Below are 23,477 nucleotides of genomic sequence, written 5' to 3'. Positions count from 1 at the left end.
AAATGGACGACCCATCTAGTCGCGGCGCGACCAACAACTCGCGCCGCTTGAATTCACGAGAAAACTAGGAGGGCAGCTCGCGGCTATTGGCGCCGGGCGCTCTCGCAACCCGACGCCAGGAGTAGCCCATGACTTATTTTACGACCCACGGACTTCCCAATTTCACTATCACCACCGGACTGAAGGTTTTCAGGCGTCGTCGGGTTCTTTTTTGCCGACTGATGGTGATCGCTTTCTACTTGCTGGCGCTCGGTCTTGTAGCGGTTCTTCAGGTAACCAAAGCGCACGCGCAAGAACTTCAAACGACTCCCGGCCATCCGGATGCGGCACGGCTCAACACTAGTGGACCGCAACCCATCCTGGCGATGCCAACGAAGGCACCGGGGGCCTCGCGTGACAATAAGGTGGAATCGGGCGGGCCCGACTGGTCGGGCGTCTATTTTGGCGGACACACCGGTTTCGGGGCTGGCAGCCTTGGCCCGGGAACGAACCCCGTCTTGAATCAGTCCGTTGGCCTGCCGCCTACGGTGACAGGAATGATCGGCGGCTTTCAGGGAGGCTACAACTTTCAGGCCAGCGATCGTTGGGTGCTCGGCGCGGAAGCCGATGTCACTTTTGTGAGCCCGCCCGATGAGACGCGACGGATACCGGCTCCCTTCAACACATCCCTGGATGTCGTGGGGACGGTGCGTGGCAGGATCGGCTATGCTTTTGGCCCATTCCTCCCCTATGCAACGGGAGGCCTCGCTTGGACACGAACGAACGTCGACATCAATGGCGATGACGGCAGCGTTTTGTCAAAACTGGGGCGCTGGCACGCTGGGTGGACGGCAGGCGCAGGTGTCGAAATGGCCTTGGGCGGACCATGGACGGCACGCGTCCAGTACGACTACCTCGATCTGGCTTCCTCGACCTATCGACTCGATGGTGCCGGACTGCGCGATGTGTCCGTCCGCCCCCGAACCCAGAGGTTCACGCTTGGCCTGAACTACCGACTGGGCGATGTGGCCTCGACACTCCCAAGACCACCGGCAACTGTCGAAATGTCGCCGGACTGGAATATTCATGGCCAGACCACATTCATCGCCCAAGGCTATCCCGCGATTCGTTCCCCCTACGCTTCCAGCGCCAGCCTGCCCGGTGGTGGGCAAGTTCGTGAGACGTGGACCGCGGACGCATTTCTTGGCGTGAGGCTTTGGGACGGTGGTGCGTTCTATTTCAATCCCGAGCTAGCCCAAGGCTTCGGGCTGAACGGGACGCTCGGACTCGCAGGCTTTCCAAATGGAGAAGCGCAAAAAGGCGGCGCTGAATTTCCGAAATTTCGGCCACAGCGCTACTATCTTCAGCAGACATTCGGTCTTGGTGGCGAGCAGGAGGATGTCGCAGACGGCCCCCTGCAACTGGCGGGGCGACGCGATATCGATCGCGTCACTGTCACGGTTGGTCGTTTCGCGGTTGGCGATTTCTTCGACGCGAATGCCTATGCCAAGGATCCGCGCGCGGATTTCATGAATTGGGCAATCTGGTCGTCGGGGGCCTATGACTTCCCCGCCGACCTTCCCGGCATGACGCGCGGTGCGGTCATCGAGCTGAATCGTAAGGATTGGGCTGTGCGAGCCGGGGCCTTCCAAGTGCCCAGGGAGCCGAACAGTGATGTTTTGGTCTTCAATGGGGGCGGCGGTGGCGCCGTCGAGTTCGAGGAACGGCACAGCCTGTTCGGGCAGCCGGGTAAGGTTCGGATCGGCGCTTTCATCAACCGTGGTTACACCGGCGCGTATCGCGACGCTATCAACCTCGCGCAAGCGAGCCCTCAAACAGATATCAACGATGCGATGACGGCCCTGCGCCGCAATCAGAATAAGTATGGCTTTTATGGAAATATCGAACAGGCTTTGACAGCTGACCTCGGGCTTTTCGCCCGTGCAAGCTGGAACGACGGCCGCACCGAAATCCTCTCCTTCACGGACATCGACCGCAGCATTTCCGGTGGTTTCTCCCTAAAGGGTTCTGCATGGGGACGGCCTGCGGACACGATCGGAGTCGGTGCTGCGGTCAACGGCCTCTCGAGTGCACATCGTAACTTCCTCGCCGCCGGAGGCACGGGGTTGCTGATCGGTGATGGGAGACTGCGCTACGGCCACGAGTCGATCGTCGAGGCGTATTACGCCTTGCGGGTCAACGGCTGGAGCACCGTCACCTTCGACTATCAGTTTGTTGCAAACCCCGCCTACAACGCCGACCGCGGACCAGCCTCGATTCTGTCGCTTCGCGCCCACGCCGAATTCTGACAGCGAGTGGAGTGGCAATTCCAGCAATAGCGCGGGCTTGCGCCTCGGGAGGGCGCGACCGACGCAACGAGATGGGAACACATTCAGATGGATTGGCAAAGCCTTGGCCACACCGCACTCACGCTCGGGGGCGCATTCCTTCTTGGCGGCTTGATCGGCTTCGAACGGCAATGGCGCCAGCGCCTGGCCGGGCTGCGAACCAATACCCTCGTCGCGCTCGGCGCGGCCATCTTCGTCCTCTTTGCCGGGCTGTTCCCCGGCGAGGCGAGCCCGACGCGCGTTGCGGCCCAGATTGTTTCCGGCATCGGCTTTATGGGCGCCGGCATCATCTTCAAGGAAGGGTTGAATGTGCGCGGGCTCAACACCGCCGCGACGCTGTGGTGCTCCGCCGCGATCGGCGCGCTGTGTGGGGCCGGATTTTTCTTTCATGCATTGATTGCGACGACGTTCGTCATCGCCGTCAACGCAGTTCTGCGCCCGCTCGTGCGCCTCGTTGAGCGCCAGTCATTCGCCGCAAGCCCGTTGGACAGCGCATATGCGATCAGCATCATCTGCCATGGAGAGGCTGAGGCGCATGTTCGGGCGCTTCTTCTTCGCGATCTCGCCGGTGCGCTGCACATCCGCGACCTCGAAAGCACGAATATCGAGGACACAAACCGAGTCCAGGTGAGCGCGACAGTGCGAGCCGACACTCGGCAGGATCGCCTTTTGGAACAGATTATCGGTCGTCTCAGTCTGGAGCCGCTGGTAACATCTGCTCGGTGGCGGTTCGAGCCAGGCGAGTGACCGAGAAGCAATAGTTATCTAGGTACACGGCGGAGTAGATTCTCCAGGGAAGAATATTGAAAGTAGGTAAGTTGATCGAGAAGGTGAACAATGCTCAAGATCGCCAATGATATACGTCCCGGATCGGCGCTGACGTTGATCGCGATGGGCGTTGCGATGGCCGGCATTTTTATCGCCGATACGGTCACGGACTACGCCATCGCAGCGGCCGTATTCTACACAGCGGTCATTCTCGTTGCGACACGCATCTTGTCTGGCACGGCTGTAGTGGCCCTCGCTTGCATTTGTGTCGCGCTGACCCTGATCAGTTTTTTCTTGACCCACTCCGGTGCGTATGAGGTCGGCATCGTCAATACCGGGATTAGTATCGTTGCGATCGGCGTTACAACCTATCTCAGTTTAAGGATGGTGGCTGCGAAGGCCGAGGCGCTGGAGGCGCGCGATCGGCTTTTGCGAATTGCGCGGGTCACGACGCTCGGTCAACTGTCGGCGTCGATCGCGCACGAAGTCAACCAGCCCCTGGCTGCCGTCGTCGCCAGCGGCGGCGCGTGCACCCGATGGCTTGCCCAGGAGCCGCCAAATCTCGACAAGGCCCGCCTCGCGCTCGACCGCATCGTCAGCGATGCCAACCGGGCAAGCCAGGTCATCGCGCGCATTCGCGCCCTTTCGAAGGGCGAGGCGCCGCGCCGACAACCATTCGACCTCAGGGAAGCTGTCATGGAAATCGCGACCTTGTCGCGCGGCGAGATCGAGCGTGGCGGCGTCGCCTTGCAACTGGACCTGCATGACGGCCTACCTCGCGTTTTTGCCGATCGGGTCCAGATCCAGCAGGTCATCAGCAATCTCGTCCTCAATGCGACCGAGGCGATGTCGGACCGCGCATTGCCCGAGCGTCGTCTGCGAATTGCCGCCTCGCAGGATGGACGGGATGCGATCGTTCTCGCGGTGGCCGATTCCGGCACCGGTCTGGCGCCGGGAGCTCGTGAGCACCTCTTTGACGCCTTCTGGACGACGAAAGAGGGAGGCATGGGTCTTGGCCTTACCATCAGTCAGACGATCGTTGAAGCGAATGGCGGACAGATTTCCGCGGCTCCAGTCCCTGGAGGCGGGACCGTATTTGAGGTGCGCCTGCCGCGCCACATGGAGGCAGCCTGATGAAAAATGAACCGACGGCGGATTCGCGGCCGCAGCCCATCGTCTATGTCATCGATGACGATCGGTCCGTTCGCGCCGCGCTCGAAGATTTGCTCGCATCCGTTGGGCTACAGGTGCGCTCGTATAGCTCGGTTGCCGAATTTCTGGAAAGCTCCATGCCGGACGCGCCCGGCTGCCTGCTGCTCGATGTGAGAATGCCCGGACAAAGCGGGATCGATTTTCATCGGCAAATGCCTGAATACGGCATTCATCTGCCGACGATATTCATCACGGGACATGGGGACATCACGATGGGCGTGAACGCCATCAAGAATGGCGCCTTCGAGTTCTTGACCAAGCCGTTTCGCGACCAAGACCTGCTGGATGCTATCCAACAAGCGATCGAAAAAGACCGGCGAAGGCGCGAGAGCGAAGCGCGTTCGCTGGATTTGAATGCGCGTTGGGAGACATTGACGCCCGGCGAACGAGACGTTTTCAAGCTCGTTGTAAAGGGCCTCCTCAATAAACAAATCGCCGCCGACCTGAATGTTAGCGAGATCACGGTGAAGGTTCGCCGTAGCCATCTCATGCAGAAGATGCAGGCCAAGACGATTATTGACCTTGTTAGAATGTCGGACAGTTTGAGCGTTTGAATCTCGACTGAGAGGAGAGCCCCTGCACCGCGAACTGGTGCGCGATCTGCGCGGGCGTGCCACCCCCCCCCCTTTCAGAACACGGTATATTTCGAAGATACGTTGGTATATCGAATCTATATAAGATCATCGGCCAATGAGCGTCTGTAGCCGTCTATTCTAGGGTGAGAATCGGGAGGTCTTGCCTTAGCTGCGGTCGGGGCGCGATGGTCGTGGTAGATGGTGCTTACAGAGCGATGCTCGCAACGAGCGGACGATGGACCGTCGCGAGGCCAGGAATCATTTCGAATAGATCTCGGTCGCAATTGACCGATGCTTGAATTCCGCCAGATCTGGTATTTTCTTGCGGCGGCCGAATATGGCAGCTTCCGAAAGGCGGCCTTGGCCTTGGGAATACAGGAATCGGCGATCAGCCGTCGCGTTCGCGATCTCGAAGACGAACTCGGCGCTTCCCTATTTCAGAGGCACAACGGCGGCGTCTGCCTGACGTTGGCAGGACAGCAGTTTGTGCGTCGAGCACGCAAAGCACTTCAACAGATCGACTGCGGCGCGAAGGATGTGGCCGCCATAGGTCGCTCCGAGCGGGGGCATATCAAGGTCGGCATCTTTTCGTCGCTCGCGTCTGGATTCCTGTCCGATCTGCTGGGAGCCTACGGCAAGGAGCATGCAAGTGTACGGGTCGAATTTTTTGACGGCGATCCTGCGGATCACGTTGCCTCGATCCGGCGACTTCAACTCGATGTGGCTTTTATCACGGGAACCACACAGTGGTCGGACTGTGAAACAGAGCAACTTTGGTCCGAGCGAGTATTCGCCGTACTTCCCAGCGATCATCCTCTCTCTGAGAAATCGGAGCTTGGCTGGCGTGATCTTGTGGACGAGAGATTCATTGTAAGTGACGGTGCCCCTGGATCGGAAATTCACGACTATTTGGTTCAACGCCTCGCCGATCTTGGGCGTCACCCAGAAATCGATACCCAATACGTCGGGAGGGACAATCTCCTGTCGCTTGTGGCGATCGGCCAAGGCGTCACGGTCATGAGCGAGGCCGGGACGGCGGCTCAGTTTCCGGGAACTGCCTATCGGCAGCTTGCCGGCGAGGTTCTGCCGTTCTGCGCGGTGTGGTCGCCGCGGAATGATAACCCGGCCTGGCGCCGCCTCCTCAGTCTTGCGCGTTCAATGTCGCGCTCGGCTGCCGCCACAATCATTCAGACGGTTTCGGCAGTTCTTTTGACTTCCTCGCTTTCGCAAATCCCCGATCCGTGGCTATGAACCGCTCCAGCATCGGAGCGATGAGGCGAACGGGATCGGCCGGCGGTTGCCTCGCTTCGCGGCCGAGAATTTCTGCGTAGGCCGTTAGGTCGCGATGCAGGCTTGCCGGTAACTCCACCGTGACCTTCACCGGTTTGTCGTCGACGATCGCTCCCAATTTCAGCTTGGTCATGTCAGCCTCCGTAGGGTTCGAGAACGAGATCGCGGGTGACGATGACGCGGACGGGCAAGCCTGGCCGGATGGTGAGGGTCGGTGCGATGTTGAGCTGGCGCTGGACGATCTGCTGGCCGGTTTGACTGACGCTATTGGAGGCACCCTGTCGCAGCGCCCGCACAATATCGCTGTCCTGGCCAGACGAGCCCGCCTCCGCACCGATGCTCAGAATCGTGGAAAGTGCAGCGGCCTTGAACAGTTCGCCCCAGTGATAGTCGACGCCATCCTCAAGGCCCGCATAGCCCTCGGCGTCCGCACCAGGCTGACGCTCCAGAACGATGGAGCGGCCATTGGGGAAGATCAGCCGGTTCCAGACGAGAAGTATGCGCCTCTGACCGAAGCCGACGCCACTGTCATACTGGCCGATAACGCGCGTGCCCTGTGGCACAAGCAGGATCTTGCCGGTCGGGCTGTCATAGATGTTCTCCGTCACCTGTGCGGTGATCTGACCCGGCAGGTCGGAGCGGATGCCGGTGATGAGCGCGGCCGCGATGACGGCGCCGGCCTGCAGGACGTTCTTCGACGCTGGCGCGGCAACGCGATCCGGCGAGACAGTGCGCTTGTCGGGCGTCTGATTGAGGAATGCGAGCTGACGATCCTGCGCGGAGGGTGTCGCTGGCTGCGGCGCAAGGCCGAGGCTGGCGAGATCGGCCGACGGCGTGGCGGTCGCAGTCGGCTGTGTCGAAGCTCCAGCCGTAGCGGGCCGAGTCTCGGTGGATGCGAACAGCCGTGCGGTCCGAGCCGCCTCCAGTTCCTGCGCCCGGCGCTGTTCCTCGGGGCTCGGTCCCGTCGGACCTGATGCCGGTGCGCCGATCGGCGGCACTGTGCCACCGTTCTGCGCGTTGAGGATCGGGCGACCGAGGTCGCCGGGCAGCGGCGGGCCGAGCTTCGGGACGCCGGAATAATCCTTCGGCAATCCAGCCAGACCGTCCGGTGTCGAGCGGTTGTCCGTAGAGTAAAGCTCCTGACCCTGGCCGCTGTGACGAGTCTGGAGCGCATAGATCAGCGCCCCACCGACACCGAGGCTTGCCGCAAGACCCAGACCGGCCAGCACCTTGCGGGACAGGCGGGTCACACGCGGCGGCTCGGCGCGCAGCCGCATGGTCGCGGCCGGCTCGCCGGTCAGCGGCCGAGCGTCGTCGTCGGTCGGCTGAGGCTGGGGCGCCGAACCGGGCGTCCGGCCTTCCTCCTTTTCGGGATCGCGTTCGTCGCTCACGATGCCGGCCTCCCGTCGGTGCGGGAGATGCGGACACGCTTCTGGTTCTTGCCCGCGCCGAACCGCAGTTCGGCGGCGGCGAACAGTCGATCGACGATCATGTAGTTGCCGCGCACGCGATAGTTCACCAGCTCGGAGGTGTCGCCCTCCGGTCCGACCACGAACAAGGGCGGCATCTCGCCCTGTCCGATGCCGCGGGGGAATTCGATGAACACCTGCTTGCCGTCATCGAAGGCGCGCAGCGGCCGCCACGGTGCGCGGTCGCCGGTCACCTCGTAGCGGAAATTGACACGGGCGAGATCGATGCCGCCCGACACCGGCTGCGCGGCCTCGGCTTGGCTGTTCTGGCGGCGCAGCGCGATGAGCTGGTCCTGCGGATATTGCCAAGACACCGATGCCATATAGGTCGATGGCGTCGCGCGCAGCTCCATGTGATAGGTGCGCCGGTCGGTGTTGATGACGAGATTGGTCATCAGCTCGGCCCGCGTTGGCTTCACGAGGATATGGACCTGCTTGGCCGCGCCAACGCCGCTCTCGGTATCGCCGATGATCCAGCGCACTGTGTCGCCAGCGGCGACAGGACCGGAGCCGACGAGCTGCTCGCCGGGCTGAAGCGCGATGTCGGTGATCTGCCCCGGCGAGGCGTAGACCTGATAGAGCGCGCCATCGACGAAGGGATAGACCTGCATCGAGTTGATGAAGCCGTTGCGGACGGGCTGGACGCGCGCTGCGGCATTGGCCTGGTTGACGCGCGCGGCGGGATCGGACGGTTCCGGCTCGGGCTTGCCGTCCTTGCCGATGGGCTTCAACTGACCAGGCAGCGGGAGCGGTTTGGGAAGCTCCACCACCCGGACGGGCGCTGGCGGATCGGAGGTCTGCACAGCCGGCACCGCATTGTCGTAGGAAATCTCCGGCGGCGGGGTGTGAGTGGCGCACCCTGCCAGCGCCGAACCGGCGAGCAAGATTCCCGGCAAAGCGGATTTGCGGAAAACCGGAACTACGTGGATGAGCAAAGCCGGGAGCCCTGCACTCCAAGGGGCGGCTTTGCGGAGTGCGGGCGTCATTGTCCAAGCTCCTTCGACCAGTTGATGGCGTTGATGTAGATTCCGAGTGGGTTCTTCCGCAGCGTGTCGGCGTCGCGTGGGGGCTGCACGACGACGGTGAGGATCGCGGACCAGCGTTCGGTGGAGGCCAGTGAGCCGTCCTGATAGCGTCGCTCGATCCAGGCGATGCGGAAGCTCGACGGCGAGGCGCGGATCACCGACGACACTTCGATCGCGATCTGCTGCTTGCCGACCTTGGTGAAGGGGTCGTTGGCGCGCGCATAATCGTTCAGCGCGAGCGCGCCACCCTGTGTCGTGAAGTCGTAGGCGCGCAGCCAGTTCTGCCGCACGATGATGGCGTCGGACGGGATCGAGCGGACCTGCTCGATGAAGCGCGCGAGGTAGAAGGCGATTTGCGGATCGTTTGGCTGATAGTCGGCGGTCGCCGGCGCGATCGCCTGCGCCTGGCCGAGCCGGTCGACCTGCACTACCCAAGGCACGATCGAGCCGTTGGCGGACTGCCAGACCAGCGCGGCCGAAAGGCCGCCCGCGAGGGCCAATGATCCGAAGGCCATGTAGCGCCAGTTACGGGCCTGCACGCGGGCGGAGCCGATGCGATCGTCCCAGACCTGAGCGGCGCGCTGATAGGGAGTCTCGGGCTGAGGGGCTTTGCCGTAGTGGGTGGATGGTCGCTTGAACATGGTCAGTCGCTTTCGGAGAGGTTGACGGAGGAGCCGCCGCCATGGCTGTCGCCGCTACGCACGGCGTGGGCGGCGGCCTGAACGCCATGGGACATCTGCTGCGAGCGCTTCATGCGTTTCGCCCAGGCCGGCGGCCCGTCGCTGGTGGAAGACGCAGCTCCGGGAGATGCGGCCTCCGCGGTGGCGGTCGTCGCAGCACCGGATGCGCCGGTGGCGATCTCCGTCGCGGCCTGGCCACCGGCCTGATAGCTCTGCTTCAGGCTGTCGGCGGCACGACCGGCTGCGCGCTTCAGCGGTGAGACGGCCGCCTTCGCGCCGGTGCTGGCAACACTGCCAAGACCCGACGCGACGCCGGATGCGCCGGCCTGGCCGGCCGCGCCGAGGCTGTAGGCGGTGGAGGCGCCACCGGCGAGGGCTGCACCGCCACGCGCGGCGGCGGCAGCGCCGCCAGCAAGTGCAGCGCCGCCTGTCACGACGGCGCCGGCAGCGGCCGCGCCTGCTGCGACAACGCCGCCGGCGGCAAGACCAGTGCCAATGGCCGCGCCGGCGCCGAGCTGCGGGCCACCGGAGATGAGGCCGTTAGCGATGCCGGGACCGAAGATGCCGAGACCAAGCAGCGACAGCGCGGCAAGCACGATCGCCATGGCATCGTCGATCGATGGCGTTGCGCCGTTGAAGCCCGAGGTGAACTCGGAGAACAGCGTCGAGCCGATGCCGATGATGACGGCGAGCACCAGCACCTTGATGCCGGAGGAGATGACGTTGCCGAGCACGCGCTCGGCCATGAACGCCGATTTGCCGAACAGGCCGAAGGGAATGAGGACGAAGCCGGCGAGCGTGGTCAGCTTGAACTCGATCAGGGTGACGAAGAGCTGGATCGCCAGGATGAAGAACGCCAGCAGCACCAGCGCCCAGGCGAAAAACATGCAGGCGATCTGGATGAAGTTCTCGAAGAACGACCAGTAGCCCATCAGGCTGGAGATGGAGTCGAGCAGCGGCCGGCCGGCATCGAGACCAGTCTGCGCCACCTTGCCGGGGCGCATGAGATCGCTCACGGCAAAGCCCGTTCCCGAAGCCTTCAGGCCGAGGCCCGCGAAGCTCTCGAAGACGATGCGGGCGAGATTGTTCCAGTTGGAGATCAGGTAGGCGAAGACACCGACGAAGAGCGTCTTCTTGACCAGCCTCGCCATGATGTCGTCGTCGGCGCCCCATGACCAGAAAAGCGCGGCGAGCGTGACGTCGATGACGATCAAGGTGGTGGCGATGAAACCGACTTCGCCGCCGAGCAGCCCGAATCCTCCGTCGATGTAGCGAGTGAAGACCTCGAGGAAATGGTCGATGACACCGGTGCCGCCCATGTCAGCGAACCTCTGGCTGAGCGGGCTCGGCCTGCATCGCAGGCCCGGTCACGTCCGCTGGCGCACTGTCTTTGTGGATGGGAGCGGCCGACGCGGGCGCGCTTGGAAACAGCGTGGTCGGCGCAACCGGCGATGGTGATGAAACGGGGGCCGGCTGGCCGAGGAAGCGGCGCCGGTTCTCTGCCCATGCCTTCAGGCAATTGGGATCGCGCGTGCCGGCCTCGCCGATCTCGGAACAACGAAGCAATTCGGCGGCGAGAGGATCCGATGTTGTGACCGGACGGCCCTGCGTCGCGAGGACGTCCGTCGAAACGTCCTTGCGGTTCATCTCGATCGCGGTCGCCGTGATGGCGACCGCGACGAAGACGATGGCGCCGACGCGAGCGAGGGTCTTGCCGTCCATCGTGCCAGCCTCAGTTGCCGCTGTTCGGGAACATGCGGGCATTGCCGGGCTGGTAGCCCGAGCCCGGCGTCAGGAAACGCCGGCGCTGCTCGCGGCCCTGTTCGGCGGCGGCGGCCTGCTCGGCCGACTGCAAGGCCTGCGCCCGGCCGTTGGCCGCCACGACGGCGGTGAGATCCGCGAGTTGCTGCGCCTGGAGCGCAAGGAGTTGGTTGCCGGCCTGCGTCGCCTGCAGCGCGCCGGTCGCGCCCTGGCTCTGGCCGATCAGCGCCGACATCTGCGTGCGATTGGTGTCGATGTTGCCGACGACGCCCGCCTGCACCCGCATTGCGTCCTGCAGGCCGCCGACCGTGTTCTGCCAGCGCGAGCGGGCATCGGTGACGAGTTGCTGATCCGAAGCGGACAGCGAGACGTTCCCGTACTTCTGCTGGAACATCCGGTCGATCTGCTGGACGTCGTAGGCGATATTCTGCGCCTGGTTGAGAAGCTGCTGCGTGCGCTGGACGGACTGCTGAAGCTGTTGCAGCGACGAGAACGGCAGGCTCGCAAGGTTGCGTGCCTGGTTGATCAGCATTTGCGCTTCGTTCTGAAGCGAGGTGATCTGGTTGGTGATCTGCTGAAGCGATCGCGCCGCCGTGAGCACGTTCTGCGCATAGTTCGAGGGATCGAATACGATGATGGCGTGAGCGGGCGTCGCCAGCATGGGCGCGAGCGCGACGGGAGCGGTCAGCAGCGCGGCAGCAAAACGCGCTGCGCGGGAATTGCGCAGTTTCATTGGGACGTCTCCTTGTTGGTGAGCGTGGGGATGAGATCGGCGGCCCAACCGACCTCACGGTGATCGAGCCATGCGGCGAGGAAGCCGTCGCGGCCGTGTTCGGCGACGATGCGGGCAATGGCCGCCTGGTCGGTCTTCGATGACGCGGCGCACAGAGCGAGCGCGACATCGGACAGACCGAGCTCGAAGAGGCGGTTGCCGCGCCGCGACTGGCAGTAATAGTCGCGCTTGGGCATTGCCCGCGCGATGATCTCGATCTGGCGGTCGTTGAGGCCGAAGCGCCGATAGATCGCCGTGATCTGCGGCTCGATCGCGCGCTCGTTCGGCAGCAGAAGCCGGGTCTGGCAGCTTTCGATGATGGCAGGCGCGATGGCCGAGCCGTCGATGTCGCTGAGCGATTGCGTGGCGAAGATGACGCTGGCGTTCTTCTTGCGCAGCGTCTTCAGCCATTCGCGGAGCTGGCCGGCGAAACCGTCATCGTCCAGCGCCAGCCAGCCTTCGTCGATAATGAGAAGAGTCGGCGAACCGTCGAGCCGATCTTCGATCCGATGGAAGAGATAGGAGAGAACCGCCGGCGCCGCGCCGGTGCCGATCAGCCCCTCAGTCTCGAACGCTTGAACGAACGCCGAGCCAAGATACTCGCGTTCAGCGTCGAGCAGCCGGCCGTAGGGACCGCCGACGCAATAGGGCCTGAGCGCCTGTTTGAGATCGTTCGACTGGAGCAGCACGACCAGGCCGGTGATCGTGCGCTCCTCGACGGGCGCCGATGCCAGCGAGGTCAGCGCCGTCCAGATATGCTCCTTCACCTCGGGCGTGATCGCCACGCCCTCGCGGGTCAGGATCGATACGATCCAGTCGCCCGCCCAGGCGCGCTCGGGCACGTCGTGAACGCGGGCGAGCGGTTGAAGGCTGACGTTATCGGTCGCGCCGTCACTGAGATCGCCGCCGAGGTCATGCCAATCGCCGCCCATGCCGAGCGCCGCCCATGCCGAGCGCCGCCGCGCGGATCGAGCCGCCGAAGTCGAAGGCGAAGACTTGGGCGCGAGCATAGCGTCGGAACTGCAGCGCCATCAGCGCCAGCAGGACCGACTTGCCCGCGCCGGTCGGGCCAACGATCAGCGTGTGGCCGACGTCGCCGACGTGAAGCGAAAGCCGGAACGGGGTGGAGCCTTCGGTCTTGCCGAAGAGCAGTGGGGGCGCTGCAAAATGCTCGTCCCGTTCCGGCCCCGCCCACACCGCCGACAGCGGGATCATGTGGGCGAGATTGAGCGTGGAGATCGGCGGCTGGCGGACGTTCGCATAGACGTGGCCGGGCAATGATCCGAGCCAGGCGTCCACCGCGTTGATCGTCTCGGCCATGGCAGTGAAGTCGCGGCCCTGAATGACCTTCTCGACGAGGCGCAGCTTCTCGTCGGCAGCGCGCGGATCCTCGTCCCACACCGTCACCGTCGCGGTGACGTAGGCCATCCCGGCATAGTCGGCGCCGAGTTCCTGGAGCGCCATGTCGGCATCGGCGGCCTTGTTCGCGGCGTCGGTGTCCACGAGGACGGACGCCTCGTTGGTCATTACCTCCTTGAGGATCGCGGCGATCGACTTGCGCTTGGCGAACCATTGCCGGCGGATCTTGGTCAGCAGCTTGGTCGCGTCGGTCTTGTCGAGCAGGATCGCCCGCGTCGACCAACGATACGGAAATGCGAGACGGTTCAGCTCGTCGAGCAGGCCAGGTGTCGTCGCCGTTGGAAAGCCTGTGACGGTGAGGATGCGCAGATGCGACGCGCCAAGGCGCGGCTCGAGCCCGCCGGTGAGCGGCTGGTCGGCGAGCAGCGCGTCGAGATAGATCGGCGTTTCGGGGACGCGGACACGGTGCCGTTTGGTCGAGACGCAGCCGTGGAGATAGGTGAGCGTCTCCGCGTCATCAAGCCAGCGGCATTCGGGCATGAAGGCTTCGACCAGGCGCAGGATGCGATCGGTGCGATCGGCGAACCCGGTCATCACCTCGTTGGGGTCGAGGCCCGACTTTTCCCGGCCTTCATAGAGCCAGGATTCCGCGCGCGCGGCGTCCTCGGCCGGCGGCAGATAGGTGAAGGTCAGGAAATAGCTCGACTCGAAATGTGCGCCAGCTTCCTCGAAATCCGCTTTGCGCTCGGCGTCGACCAGCGCCGAGGCGGGATCGGGAAAGCGGCTGTCGGGATAGAGGTTCGAAGCTTGCCGCTGCGCCTCGACGAAGATTGCCCAGCCTGATCCAAGGCGACGGAACGCATTGTTGAGGCGGCCGGCGATGGCGACTAGCTCAGCCTGTACGGCGCTGTCGAGATCGGGGCCGCGAAACCGCGCGGTGCGCTGAAAGCTGCCGTCCTTGTTGAGGACGATGCCGGAGCCCACCAGCGCGACCCAGGGGAGGAAGTCGGCCAGGCGGCTGTTGCGATTGCGATATTCGGCAAGGTTCATCATGGCCGCGCTCCCCTCAGACCGAAAGGTGTGCGGGGACGCGCAGATGGCGGCGCACAACGTCGACGAAGAGCGGATCGCGCTTGGCAGCCCACACCGCGGTGACGTGGCCGATCGCCCAGATCGCGATCCCCACCAGCCAGAGGCGAAGCCCTAGGCCGACCGCGCCAGCGAGCGTCCCGTTCATGATGGCGATAGCCCGTGGGGCGCCGCCGAGCAGGATCGGCTCGGTCAGTGCCCGGTGAACGGGGACGGTATAGCCTGGGACGTCGCCGCCCTGATCGACAGCGCCCGTCATCAGACCAGCGCCCCGCCGCCGAACGAGAAGAACGACAGGAAGAAGCTCGACGCGGCGAAGGCAATCGAGAGACCAAACACGATCTGGATCAACCTGCGGAAGCCGCCGGAGGTATCGCCGAAGGCCAGCGTCAGGCCGGTAACGATGATGATGATCACCGCCATGATTTTCGCCACGGGACCTTCAATCGACTGCAGGATCTGTTGGAGAGGCTGTTCCCACGGCATCGACGAACCGGAAGCGTGAGCGGGGGCTGCCATCACCGCCGACAGAGTGGCGATGGAAACGGTCAAGACGAGATGATGGCGCGCGCGCCGCAGGCGTTGGATCACAGGCTTTCTCCTTCAGGTGCTGGGACGAACAAGCTCGAGCTGCCGTCGCCATCCGTGGTGGCCGGCGCGATGCGGTAGTCGCCGTCGAGACCGAGGCCTTCGACGCGCGAGAGTTCGGAGAGTCGCCGCGCGGACCCGCGACCGGAGAGGACGGCAACGAGGTCGATCGTTTCCGCGATCAATGCGCGCGGGACCGTGACGACTGCCTCCTGAATGAGCTGCTCCATGCGGCGCAGTGCGCCGATCGCGCTGCCGGCGTGGATGGTGCCGACCCCGCCAGGATGGCCGGTGCCCCAGGCCTTGAGCAGTTCGAGCGCTTCGGCGCCGCGCACTTCGCCAACGGGTATGCGATCGGGCCGCAGACGCAGCGAAGAGCGAACGAGATCGGAAAGTGAGGCAACGCCATCTTTTGTTCGCATCGCCACGAGGTTCGGCGCGGCGCATTGCAGTTCGCGGGTGTCTTCGATGAGGACGACGCGATCGGCGGTCTTCGCAACTTCGGCGAGCAACGCGTTTGTCAGCGTCGTCTTGCCGGTGGATGTCCCGCCGGCGACGAGGATGTTGGCGCGTGAGGAGACACTCCGGCGGAGTATCTCGGCCTGCGTCGCTGACATGATGCCGGCCGCGACGTAGTCGTCGAGCGTGAACACCGCGACAGCGGGCTTACGGATCGCGAATGCGGGGGCAGCGACGACGGGTGGCAGCAGGCCTTCGAACCGCTCGCCGGTTTCAGGCAACTCTGCGGATACCCGAGGAGCACCAGCATGAACCTCGGCTCCGACATGGTGCGCAACCAAGCGAACGATACGTTCGCCGTCCGCTGGTGACAGCCGCTCACCGGTATCGGAAAGTCCTTCGGAGAGTCGGTCGATCCAGAGGCGCCCATCGGGATTGAGCATCACCTCGACGATGCTGGCGTCATCAAGATAGCGCGCGATTGCAGGACCGAGCGCAGTGCGCAGCATCCTTGCGCCGCGCGCGAGGCCTTCCGAATTGTGGTGTGATGCTGTCATAGTGCCCCGTTTCTATCGGGGCCGATACAGTCCTTCCCCAGACGGGGATGATTAAAGGGGCCAGATTTCGGGGCGATTCAACAAAGATTCATCGACGTAGTAGTGTAGCGTGCAAATACAGGAGAACGGCGGTGTCGGACGCACGATACGCCAATACGCTCGCGGAGCTTGACCGGCTCTGCGCAAGCGTCTGATCCTCGCACAATGACCGCTCAATGCATTTGTTGTGGAGGTGATGGACATCCTCGATCGCGGAGATCATCCGGGGGGTGAGATCCTTCTTAATCGGGATCATGCACGGCGTTAGGCTGAACGGGACGGTACGTACGATAGCATCTTTGCAGCCATGAACCCCAGCCGAGTAGAGTAGCCTATGTTTCTTAGATCGGTTTTGGCCGCCGCCGCATTTGCTGCGGCGGTACTCCCCGCGGAATCGGTGTTCGCCGAGGGCGCCCGAAAAGCCAATCAAGGGCAACAGCGCGAGATCGGCAGCAAGGTAATTGAGAAGGCCAACGCCCTCCTTGACAGTTTAACACCGGCGCGGCGCAATGAAGCCCTCGTCGATTATAGATCACGGTGACGGACCGATCGGCGCGGAAAGAGATTTGTAGGCTTCCTCACCATTCAGCGCTGATTCAAGGCTATTTGACGCGCGATCGAACGCGGAAGAAACATCAACGCGTTTCGGGTAGCTCTGCACGGCTGAGCTTTTTGCGCACGCGCGCATGAATCTGGTCGACCCAAGCCAATCCCAATCGCCTGATGCGACCTTTCGGACACCTTAAGAGGAGAAAGTGTTCGATGCGAGACACCACAAAAAGCAGAAGGCGGATCCGAAGTGGCGGAGGCCAATGCGATAGTTGATTACTCATTGTTTTGCGTCTCCTTTGAGAAAATCTGCCACGGCTTTTTTTTGTTCGATGAATCTCAGGCGCTGGCACGCTATCCTGGCGTGCGCTTCGGCGGCCAGATCAACATGTTTGGAAGTGTCGGATAAAGGCGCAGACGCTCAAACGCCGCGGCTAAAGCCATCTCTCGGCGTCGAGCCGTCCAGCGGATATAATTTGCGATGAGCGCATAGGCGACAACGGGCAGCCTTTCGCCGCGTTGGACAAGGATAGCGATGCAACGTTCTAGTCCGTCATGGAGAGCACGCGTTGCAAAATAATGAAACGTGAACGGATCGCTGCGCGCTTTGGCAAAAGCGATCAGCATAGCGGCGATCAATCCGCAAGCATCGATCTCGCATTGAGAATCGCCGAAACAGCTGTCGACAAAAGCGATAATCTGAAAGCCCTTGGTCTGCTCGACTGAGGTCAGCGAAAAAGAACTACAAGAAGTTGCATCGGAAAGCGCCTGGATGCGTTCGGGAAGAGTCTTGAATTGTTCAGACATGAGGCGCCCCCATCAGCTAGTTAGAACAAAAGAGTTTTGTCTATTCAGATTGTTTCCTTTTCGTTTTGGTTGGCAGGCGACGACGCGGGGTATAGCAACGTCCGCGAGGCTATTGCGGACATGTCGGTGCTCGCGCCCGTGCGTCAACGTCGTCACCCGCCTTCTTGCGTGCTACTTCGAGCCGGTATTGCTTGTAGCAGCGTCGTTGCTGGTTGGCGTTCCGCCGATCTGGGGGATGCTGACCTCGACGCCGGTCGCGGCGACGAAGACCTTGAAGCCGATCAGCGCGACAGCAATCAGAAGATAGCCGCGTAGCACGCCCATCCAGACCTTCGTCATCAACGTCATATGCAGGGCAGGCAGCCGATTAAGCGGCGGCATGCGCCAGTTCCGGCGCTCGAGCATCGTCATCTTGGCGAAGCGGTGATCTTGATCGTTGCCATATGCGGCAGCGGGCACGTCATAACTACGCTTGCGTGCTGCGAACGAAAAGACGAACCCGCAAAGCCCCAGCAAAGAGCCGCCAATCAGTATTTTCAGAATTGTGCTGTCAGCCACATCTGGGAAGACGGTCGCCACGGTGAGGATGATCGAGAGCAACACAAGGGACCAGATTATTGCTCCGGTGAATACATTGAGCTTAGGACCGTTGGACCAGGGGCCGACAACCGCCTTGTCGTTGCAAAGGAGGAGCAGGAAGACCGTGGCACTTGGTAGCAGCACGCCAGCGAGAGCCTGCACGGCACTGACAAAGAGGCCCAGCAGCGCATCACTTGCGAAGGCAACAAGGCCTGCGGCAATGAATATGAGAATCCCGTAAGCAACGTAGAATCCGATGGCATCCGTGACTTTGCGATGCAATGAGTGCCTCACCCTGAGGACGTCGGCGATCGCATAAGACGTCGAGAGCGAGACGGCTGCTGCGCCGATGAGGCAAGCATCCAAAAGAGCGATTGCAAAAATCGTCGCCGAATATGGACCCACATATTTGTCCAGCGCCGTAAGCACCGCACCTGTATCCGTGAAATTGCCGAATTCCGGCCGTCCGGCAAACAATGCGGCACAGAACGCCATCATGGCAACGGCGCCGATTACTACCAGGAGGATCCCGAGGCAAAGATCGACTTTCTCGTAGCCGTTGAAGGCGGGCGTGATCCGCTTATCGACAACATAGCTTTGTTGGAAAAAGAGCTGCCAAGGTGCGACGGTCGTGCCAACGATGCCAATGACAAGCAGCATGACTGCCGCCATGTCGGAGTGAGCGGGCCATTGCGGCACGAGCAGTCCATGGGCGATCTCACCGATTGGTGGATGGATGGCGAGGAGCACAGGTATTAGCAACAGACTGCCAAAGACCAAAACCATCGCGAAGCGTTCAAACCGCTTGAAACTTCCGGTGCTGACGGCGGCCACTATGAGCACCGCCGCGACAATCAGTCCCGGAACTCTTGGCAAACCAAAATATTGGAGTGCGAATACGATGCCGATGAACTCGGTTACAATGGTTAGTCCGTTGAGAAGAACTAGGTCTATAAGGCTGAAGGCACCCCAGAACTTTCCGAAACGTTCGAATATCAGTCGTGCATGGCCAACGCCCGTCACAGCACCTAGCCGTGACACCATCTCCTGATTCACGTAAATCACCGGGATCAAGAGCATCAACGTCCACAGCAGAGAGGTGCCGTAGTTCTGACCTGCCTGCGTATAGGTTCCAAAAGCGCCGGCATCATTGTCGCCGACCATGACAATCAGTCCCGGGCCGACGATTGCCATCAAGGTCGCCAGCCTAGCCCGCCAAGTCTTTCGTACACCGGTGTCGTGCTGCCGGATGGTGCCGAACGCGCCGTGGATGTCGCCAATATGCGCGCTATCCAGGACAGCGGGCGCGCTTGAGGCCAATTCGATTTGTTCAAGCGATGTCGCAGAGGTATCGGACATTTCAAACTCCGTTGAGTTTTGCTCGTTTTTGGGTGAATTCACTGGATCAGAGCGAAGCGGTTGTTGGCTGGCCCCGCTGCGGCGGATGCTTTGCGACTGGGCAAGCTCCAGCCGTGTTGGGCGGAATGGCGAGCACGGCGAGCCCGACGTTGATTGCCCGTTGGACGAGATCGGCGGTGTGGCGCCCCCCTGGGAAAGCCACGACAAAGTCGGGTCGGCTGTCTGTCAGCATGAAATCGCAGCGCAGCCCTTCGGCCTTCTTGCCGTAAAACTCCCAATTTGGCGGGTAACGCACCACAGCGATCCCATGGCGACGCGCCCACGCCTCAGCGATGATGCCGACGCCTGCAATGCTGCCGTGGACCACAACGCTGATTGGCTTTCGCCAATGCAGTGCAGTTAGTTCGTGATGCACCATCTCGGCGTCCTCGAAGTGACGTCCTCCACAGACTAGGAGGCGCATGGCCGTGTCCTTTCGGGCTGCTCTTCGGGACACGGTGCTGGTGCGCGCGAGTTGGCGGTGATGCAGGGCGCAGGTACGCGATTTCCTTCCGAGCTGTCGTTGACCGGGGCGGGATCAGTCGTTCCCCGACGCGGCTTAGGAAGCTTTTCGGCAATGCCCATGCTTTCCACGCGGCGCCGCATCTCGGCCCAGACTTCGCTGGGTTCAATATTGAGTGCGTGCCACAGAACGACCAAGTGATAGAGAAGATCGGCACTTTCGCTGACCGTCTTTTGGGTCCGCTTCCTCACCGCCTCGAGAGCGACCTCGGCAGCCTCCTCGACAACCTTCTGCGAGATCTTCCGCAATCCGGCATTCATCAGCTCTGCCGTGCGAGCATGCTCCGTCAATGTCACATCATTCAGCGCGTTGTAGAGCTGCTCTAAATCGTTGGCGAAGATAGTATTCGCGCAAGTCGTATTAGTGCCTGCGGGGCGCGCAGGCAGCAAAGCCACCACTGCATTCATTAGTTAATCCCTTCGTTTGAACTTTGCTGCCAACAGCAGCGCTACGCTGCGCACGGCATTGCCGTGTGTCGCTATGATCAATCGTCAGGATTCTTCAGAGTGGCGGATGTCTCCAATTGCCAGCCCCCAATCAGCCGGCCATCGGATTCCTGATGCCAATGGGCAAGAAGCTTTGGTCTCGCCAAGTTGCGAGCGCCCAATTTCAAGCCGGGAAACACCCCGGCGAATTGAATATCATCATGGGCGACCACCGGTGGCGCCCGACGTGTGTCGATGTTGAGATGAGCGGCCATGGCCACCTCCGTCTGTTCAAGCAGTTGCTCGAACCCGGGTGGCCTGGACGGACGGTGCTCAGCGTCGAAGTGCTGGCGCAGTTACGTCGGCAGAACCGACCCGAGCGATGATGCAACCCAGCGGAGCGTCGATAGCAGGTGACTGACGCCTACTATCTCCCTCCGAGGGGTCGTTGCTAGATCGCGGGTTCATATGATCCTCTGCTGTGCCAATCCGGATCCAATTCACGACGAACTGGACCACGACGCGAACAACCCTGCCGGTCTTCACTTCGCGCGACATTCATATATACTCTGGGGGGTATATTACAACTATACCCGGGTATAGCGGAGGGACGCGATGGCGCATGCGGTGGCTGAGAAGCAGAAGCTGCTGAATAGGGTCCGACGCCTTCGAGGTCAGGTCGATGCGATTGAACGGGCCCTCATCGCGGATGAGAGTTGCGGCGACGTGATGCGGATAGTCACGGCCACGCGCGGTGCGATCAACGGAATCATGGCCGAAGTCGTCAATGGGCACATTCAAGCGCATATGGTCGATGCGAACCGCACGCCCACAGAAGCTGAACGTAATGCCGCGCTCGAATTAGTCGACGTTTTGCACACCTACATCAAGTGAACTGCGATGGCTCCACAAAAAACACCAGTCAATCAGCCTGCCCACGTCGATCCTATAGATCACGAGGCAAACTTGACGCATCGATACCCGCTCGGCACCCGTTCAAGGGAACTACTGACGTTCATCGATGGGCTATGGCGCCTCGTTAGGTCTGGAACGCTTCCCTTGCTGATCGGCATCCTCACTATCGGCATCTTCATCATCGACACCATAACCCCTTACGAGATATCCGCTGCGACGTTTTATGTGATTGTCGTTCTATTGTCGGCTCGCTTCAGCCACACGCGGGGCATGGGCACGGTCTCTGGAATATGCATCGCGTTGACGATCGCGAGCTACATCCTGACGCCGAGTGGAAGCTTCGGAACCGGAGTCGTCAACACCTCGATCAGCCTGCTGGCGATCGCGGCAACGACCTATCTCGCTGTCAAGATGGAGACCGCTCGTGTGGCGGCCGAACAGGCGCAGACCCGCCTTGCGCACGTCGCTCGGATCACGACTCTCGGCGAGATCGCTGCCTCAATCGCCCATGAGGTCAATCAGCCGCTCGCCGCAATCGTGACCAACGCCAATGCATGTACACGCTGGATTCACGGAGATCCCGCGAACCTAGAAAAAGCCGCGTCTTCGATAGATAGCATCGTCAGCGACGCAAACCGAGCAAGTGAAATCATCAAGCGCGTCCAAGCGCTGTCTATGCGTGCAGAACCAAAGAGGTCCTGGATTGAGATCAACGTCGTAATCAGAGAGGTGCTGGGGCTTTTGCAAAGCCGTTTCCGAGAAAGCCGAGTTTCCGTTTATACGAACCTGTCGAGTGATCTGCCCATGATCTTCGGTGATCGTATTCAACTTCAACAGGTTGCACTCAACCTTCTCGTGAACGCGATAGATGCGATGGGTACGCTGCAGAGCAGTGTTCGTGAGATTCGAATAAACTCCGCTAAATCAAGCGCGTCCGGCGTGATGATCACGATAGAAGACACGGGAGGCGGTATCGATCCTGGCTTCGTAAGGCATCTTTTCGATGCCTTTCACTCCACCAAGAGCGATGGCATGGGAATTGGACTTTCAATATGCCGATCAATTATTGAATCTCACGGCGGTAATATTTGGGCTGAGCCGACCAATCCGCGCGGCGCTACCTTTTGTTTTACTCTGCCTGGCGACAGGGAGAAAATACTATGAGACAGTCGAAACAGCCCGTCGTTGTGGGCGGCACGGTAGCCGTCGTCGACGATGATCTTTCCGTGCGTGAAGCGCTCAGAAATCTCCTGAGTTCTGTCGGACTTGATATTCACACCTTTGCGTCTACGCACGAGTTTTTGGCGTGGTCGATTCCTGATACGCCGATTTGCTTGGTATTGGACGTTAGAATGCCGGGTCAGAACGGCTTGGATTTCCAACAAGAGCTTTTCAGAACGCGTGTGGAGATCCCGGTCGTGTTCATTACGGCGCACGGGGATATCCCGATGTCGGTCCGGGCTATGAAGTTTGGCGCGATCGAATTTCTGACCAAGCCGTTTAGGGACCAAGACCTACTTGATGCGATCTATCTCGGTCTCCAGACTTCGCAAATCCGACGAAACGAGAAGACAATGACAGCTGATCTTCGCGCGCGGTACGATTCGCTTTCTGTTCGCGAGCGCCAAGTTATGGACATGATACTTGATGGAAAACTCACAAAGCAAATTGCTGCGAAGTTTGCACTCAGCGAAATCACGGTGAAGGTGTGTCGGGCGCAGATCATGCGGAAGATGGAGGCGGCATCCTTGCTTGAACTCGGGCGGATGTCCGAGAGATTGGAAAGAATAAGGGATTGAGAGGCAGTCGATTATTGCTGACTTCAATGCGGCCTTGGAGAGCAGCTTGGGCTCACGCAGGAGCGTGCGCGATCTGACGAGCTATTCTGCCTCGCCATCAACGTCCTCAGAAATCTCCTGATGAAGCTTCGGGCCCTTCGCGAGACGGCGGCCGAGAGCTGTGACAAACTGATCATAGCGTTCGCCAGCTTTGGCGCGCGCGGCCTGCGCAGCAGGTTCTGGCAAACTCGGTGTGGTGGTCACCCAGAAGCGCACGAAGACTGCGAGCATCTCGACCGATATTCCGATATCGCGCTCCATCCGCGACATGCGTCGGTCGAGCTGGTCGAGGCGTTTCGTGATGACGGCCTCCTGGCGTTCGGCGGCATCGGGTGAGAGGAATGACTCGATCGCCGCCTCCGCGACCAACGATCGCGAATGGTCGCGGCGCGCGGCGTGATCTGCGAGCCGGTTCATGACAGAGGGGTCGAGATAGACGGAGAGGCGTTGCTTGCGGGGTGGTTTCGTCACGG

25 protein-coding genes and 1 pseudogene are annotated in these 23,477 nt (G+C 61.5%); 9 read left to right on the top strand and 17 right to left on the bottom strand.

From position 1 onward, the window contains the following. Positions 1–128 precede the first annotated feature (128 nt). The 5 genes from ASG57_RS03345 to ASG57_RS03325 all read left to right on the top strand — a co-directional run bounded on the left by ASG57_RS03345 (position 129) and on the right by ASG57_RS03325 (position 6,133). Positions 129–2,288, top strand: a complete 2,160-nt coding sequence (locus ASG57_RS03345) for a carbohydrate porin (RefSeq protein ID WP_006022572.1) — start codon at positions 129–131, stop codon at positions 2,286–2,288. Positions 2,289–2,375: 87 nt separating this feature from the next. Further along, entirely contained in the window at positions 2,376–3,074 is a 699-nt protein-coding gene (locus ASG57_RS03340; RefSeq protein WP_006022573.1) for an MgtC/SapB family protein, read from the top strand. A 90-nt stretch (positions 3,075–3,164) separates the two neighbouring features. After that, entirely contained in the window at positions 3,165–4,229 is a 1,065-nt protein-coding gene (locus ASG57_RS03335; RefSeq protein WP_006022574.1) for a sensor histidine kinase, read from the top strand. Continuing rightward, complete coding sequence (locus tag ASG57_RS03330) at positions 4,229–4,861, top strand: response regulator transcription factor (protein ID WP_006022575.1); 633 nt, start codon at positions 4,229–4,231, stop codon at positions 4,859–4,861. The genes ASG57_RS03335 and ASG57_RS03330 overlap by 1 nt, the downstream gene beginning before the upstream one ends. A 312-nt stretch (positions 4,862–5,173) precedes the next feature. Then, the gene (locus ASG57_RS03325) at positions 5,174–6,133 is read left to right on the top strand and encodes a LysR family transcriptional regulator (RefSeq protein WP_057195660.1); all 960 of its coding nucleotides are present in this window, start codon (positions 5,174–5,176) and stop codon (positions 6,131–6,133) included. Here ASG57_RS03325 and ASG57_RS36155 read toward each other — a convergent pair. The 11 genes and pseudogenes from ASG57_RS36155 to trbB form a co-directional block, all read right to left on the bottom strand. Beyond that, entirely contained in the window at positions 6,066–6,305 is a 240-nt protein-coding gene (locus ASG57_RS36155; protein ID WP_006022577.1) for a DUF2274 domain-containing protein, read from the bottom strand. The two genes, ASG57_RS03325 and ASG57_RS36155, sit on opposite strands and share 68 nt — an antisense overlap. 1 nt (position 6,306) lies before the next feature. After that, entirely contained in the window at positions 6,307–7,563 is a 1,257-nt protein-coding gene (locus ASG57_RS03320; RefSeq protein ID WP_006022578.1) for a TraB/TrbI/VirB10 family type IV secretion system protein, read from the bottom strand. After that, on the bottom strand, positions 7,560–8,627 hold the full coding sequence (gene trbG, locus ASG57_RS03315; protein WP_006022579.1) for a P-type conjugative transfer protein TrbG: 1,068 nt from the start codon (positions 8,625–8,627) through the stop codon (positions 7,560–7,562). The genes ASG57_RS03320 and trbG overlap by 4 nt, the downstream gene beginning before the upstream one ends. Further along, complete coding sequence (gene trbF / locus ASG57_RS03310) at positions 8,624–9,307, bottom strand: conjugal transfer protein TrbF (RefSeq protein WP_006022580.1); 684 nt, start codon at positions 9,305–9,307, stop codon at positions 8,624–8,626. The genes trbG and trbF overlap by 4 nt, the downstream gene beginning before the upstream one ends. Before the next feature lie 2 nt (positions 9,308–9,309). After that, positions 9,310–10,665 carry a P-type conjugative transfer protein TrbL gene (trbL, locus tag ASG57_RS03305; protein ID WP_006022581.1) on the bottom strand — a complete coding sequence of 452 codons (1,356 nt, stop codon included), beginning with the start codon at positions 10,663–10,665 and terminating at the stop codon, positions 9,310–9,312. 1 nt (position 10,666) lies between these two features. After that, positions 10,667–11,068, bottom strand: coding sequence for a putative entry exclusion protein TrbK-alt (trbK-alt, locus tag ASG57_RS03300; protein WP_006022582.1), 402 nt, complete (start codon positions 11,066–11,068; stop codon positions 10,667–10,669). A gap of 10 nt (positions 11,069–11,078) precedes the next feature. Next, positions 11,079–11,840, bottom strand: a complete 762-nt coding sequence (gene trbJ, locus ASG57_RS03295) for a P-type conjugative transfer protein TrbJ (protein ID WP_006022583.1) — start codon at positions 11,838–11,840, stop codon at positions 11,079–11,081. Further along, positions 11,837–14,291 (bottom strand): annotated as a pseudogene (gene trbE / locus ASG57_RS03290) (conjugal transfer protein TrbE). The gene trbJ and the pseudogene trbE overlap by 4 nt, the downstream one beginning before the upstream one ends. A 13-nt stretch (positions 14,292–14,304) precedes the next feature. Next, positions 14,305–14,586, bottom strand: a complete 282-nt coding sequence (locus ASG57_RS03285) for a VirB3 family type IV secretion system protein (protein WP_006022585.1) — start codon at positions 14,584–14,586, stop codon at positions 14,305–14,307. Next, on the bottom strand, positions 14,586–14,918 hold the full coding sequence (locus tag ASG57_RS03280; RefSeq protein ID WP_006022586.1) for a TrbC/VirB2 family type IV secretion system protein: 333 nt from the start codon (positions 14,916–14,918) through the stop codon (positions 14,586–14,588). Before ASG57_RS03280 ends, ASG57_RS03285 begins: the two co-directional genes overlap by 1 nt. Next, positions 14,915–15,931, bottom strand: a complete 1,017-nt coding sequence (trbB, locus tag ASG57_RS03275) for a P-type conjugative transfer ATPase TrbB (protein ID WP_024343194.1) — start codon at positions 15,929–15,931, stop codon at positions 14,915–14,917. The genes ASG57_RS03280 and trbB overlap by 4 nt, the downstream gene beginning before the upstream one ends. Positions 15,932–16,304: 373 nt before the next feature. Between trbB and ASG57_RS03265 the strand changes: the two genes are divergently transcribed. Further along, on the top strand, positions 16,305–16,511 hold the full coding sequence (locus tag ASG57_RS03265) for a hypothetical protein (RefSeq protein WP_006022588.1): 207 nt from the start codon (positions 16,305–16,307) through the stop codon (positions 16,509–16,511). A gap of 362 nt (positions 16,512–16,873) precedes the next feature. Here ASG57_RS03265 and ASG57_RS03260 read toward each other — a convergent pair whose 3' ends face one another. From ASG57_RS03260 to ASG57_RS37510, 5 genes are all read right to left on the bottom strand, one after another. Further along, entirely contained in the window at positions 16,874–17,326 is a 453-nt protein-coding gene (locus ASG57_RS03260) for a hypothetical protein (RefSeq protein WP_006022590.1), read from the bottom strand. Positions 17,327–17,497: 171 nt separating this feature from the next. Beyond that, positions 17,498–19,264: an NRAMP family divalent metal transporter gene (locus ASG57_RS03255; RefSeq protein ID WP_006022591.1), complete on the bottom strand. Its 1,767-nt coding sequence runs from the start codon at positions 19,262–19,264 to the stop codon at positions 17,498–17,500. Positions 19,265–19,310: 46 nt separating this feature from the next. Next, a complete protein-coding gene (locus tag ASG57_RS03250; protein WP_230646592.1) occupies positions 19,311–19,682 on the bottom strand; it encodes an SLOG family protein in 372 nt (123 codons plus the stop codon). A 32-nt stretch (positions 19,683–19,714) separates the two neighbouring features. After that, positions 19,715–20,233 (bottom strand): phosphoribosyl-ATP diphosphatase, encoded by a 519-nt coding sequence (hisE, locus tag ASG57_RS36150; RefSeq protein ID WP_006022593.1) that lies wholly within the window; start codon positions 20,231–20,233, stop codon positions 19,715–19,717. 77 nt (positions 20,234–20,310) lie between these two features. Next, entirely contained in the window at positions 20,311–20,526 is a 216-nt protein-coding gene (locus ASG57_RS37510; protein WP_124810155.1) for a hypothetical protein, read from the bottom strand. A gap of 340 nt (positions 20,527–20,866) precedes the next feature. On the opposite strand from ASG57_RS37510, the gene ASG57_RS03235 reads away from it, so the two are divergent. The 3 genes from ASG57_RS03235 to ASG57_RS03225 all read left to right on the top strand — a co-directional run bounded on the left by ASG57_RS03235 (position 20,867) and on the right by ASG57_RS03225 (position 22,965). Then, positions 20,867–21,145 (top strand): metal/formaldehyde-sensitive transcriptional repressor, encoded by a 279-nt coding sequence (locus ASG57_RS03235; protein ID WP_006022595.1) that lies wholly within the window; start codon positions 20,867–20,869, stop codon positions 21,143–21,145. Positions 21,146–21,310: 165 nt separating this feature from the next. Next, positions 21,311–22,330, top strand: a complete 1,020-nt coding sequence (locus ASG57_RS03230; RefSeq protein ID WP_197057830.1) for a sensor histidine kinase — start codon at positions 21,311–21,313, stop codon at positions 22,328–22,330. Beyond that, positions 22,327–22,965 carry a response regulator transcription factor gene (locus ASG57_RS03225; RefSeq protein WP_006022597.1) on the top strand — a complete coding sequence of 213 codons (639 nt, stop codon included), beginning with the start codon at positions 22,327–22,329 and terminating at the stop codon, positions 22,963–22,965. The genes ASG57_RS03230 and ASG57_RS03225 overlap by 4 nt, the downstream gene beginning before the upstream one ends. Before the next feature lie 81 nt (positions 22,966–23,046). On the opposite strand, the gene ASG57_RS03220 is transcribed toward ASG57_RS03225, so the two are convergent. Continuing rightward, complete coding sequence (locus tag ASG57_RS03220) at positions 23,047–23,475, bottom strand: hypothetical protein (RefSeq protein ID WP_006022598.1); 429 nt, start codon at positions 23,473–23,475, stop codon at positions 23,047–23,049. Positions 23,476–23,477 lie beyond the last annotated feature (2 nt).

Origin of the sequence: Bradyrhizobium sp. Leaf396, from assembly GCF_001424605.1 — a bacterium.
Classification (GTDB): domain Bacteria; phylum Pseudomonadota; class Alphaproteobacteria; order Rhizobiales; family Xanthobacteraceae; genus Bradyrhizobium; species Bradyrhizobium japonicum_C.
This window is presented reverse-complemented; position numbering and strand designations above follow the sequence as displayed.

Excerpts from the sequence above, each read along its gene's own strand:
- ASG57_RS03250 (WP_230646592.1), bottom strand. The coding sequence starts at position 19,682 with ATGGTGCATCACGAACTAACTGCACTGCATTGGCGAAAGCCAATCAGC.
- ASG57_RS03260 (WP_006022590.1), bottom strand. The coding sequence starts at position 17,326 with ATGTCTGAACAATTCAAGACTCTTCCCGAACGCATCCAGGCGCTTTCC.
- ASG57_RS03330 (WP_006022575.1), top strand. The coding sequence starts at position 4,229 with ATGAAAAATGAACCGACGGCGGATTCGCGGCCGCAGCCCATCGTCTAT.
- trbJ (WP_006022583.1), bottom strand. The coding sequence starts at position 11,840 with ATGAAACTGCGCAATTCCCGCGCAGCGCGTTTTGCTGCCGCGCTGCTG.
- ASG57_RS03235 (WP_006022595.1), top strand. The coding sequence starts at position 20,867 with ATGGCGCATGCGGTGGCTGAGAAGCAGAAGCTGCTGAATAGGGTCCGA.
- ASG57_RS03335 (WP_006022574.1), top strand. The coding sequence starts at position 3,165 with ATGCTCAAGATCGCCAATGATATACGTCCCGGATCGGCGCTGACGTTG.
- ASG57_RS03265 (WP_006022588.1), top strand. The coding sequence starts at position 16,305 with ATGTTTCTTAGATCGGTTTTGGCCGCCGCCGCATTTGCTGCGGCGGTA.
- trbK-alt (WP_006022582.1), bottom strand. The coding sequence starts at position 11,068 with ATGGACGGCAAGACCCTCGCTCGCGTCGGCGCCATCGTCTTCGTCGCG.
- ASG57_RS03325 (WP_057195660.1), top strand. The coding sequence starts at position 5,174 with ATGCTTGAATTCCGCCAGATCTGGTATTTTCTTGCGGCGGCCGAATAT.
- trbG (WP_006022579.1), bottom strand. The coding sequence starts at position 8,627 with ATGACGCCCGCACTCCGCAAAGCCGCCCCTTGGAGTGCAGGGCTCCCG.
- ASG57_RS03340 (WP_006022573.1), top strand. The coding sequence starts at position 2,376 with ATGGATTGGCAAAGCCTTGGCCACACCGCACTCACGCTCGGGGGCGCA.
- ASG57_RS03345 (WP_006022572.1), top strand. The coding sequence starts at position 129 with ATGACTTATTTTACGACCCACGGACTTCCCAATTTCACTATCACCACC.
- ASG57_RS37510 (WP_124810155.1), bottom strand. The coding sequence starts at position 20,526 with ATGGCCGCTCATCTCAACATCGACACACGTCGGGCGCCACCGGTGGTC.
- trbF (WP_006022580.1), bottom strand. The coding sequence starts at position 9,307 with ATGTTCAAGCGACCATCCACCCACTACGGCAAAGCCCCTCAGCCCGAG.
- trbB (WP_024343194.1), bottom strand. The coding sequence starts at position 15,931 with ATGACAGCATCACACCACAATTCGGAAGGCCTCGCGCGCGGCGCAAGG.
- ASG57_RS03285 (WP_006022585.1), bottom strand. The coding sequence starts at position 14,586 with ATGACGGGCGCTGTCGATCAGGGCGGCGACGTCCCAGGCTATACCGTC.
- hisE (WP_006022593.1), bottom strand. The coding sequence starts at position 20,233 with ATGAATGCAGTGGTGGCTTTGCTGCCTGCGCGCCCCGCAGGCACTAAT.
- trbL (WP_006022581.1), bottom strand. The coding sequence starts at position 10,665 with ATGGGCGGCACCGGTGTCATCGACCATTTCCTCGAGGTCTTCACTCGC.
- ASG57_RS36155 (WP_006022577.1), bottom strand. The coding sequence starts at position 6,305 with ATGACCAAGCTGAAATTGGGAGCGATCGTCGACGACAAACCGGTGAAG.
- ASG57_RS03255 (WP_006022591.1), bottom strand. The coding sequence starts at position 19,264 with ATGTCCGATACCTCTGCGACATCGCTTGAACAAATCGAATTGGCCTCA.
- ASG57_RS03225 (WP_006022597.1), top strand. The coding sequence starts at position 22,327 with ATGAGACAGTCGAAACAGCCCGTCGTTGTGGGCGGCACGGTAGCCGTC.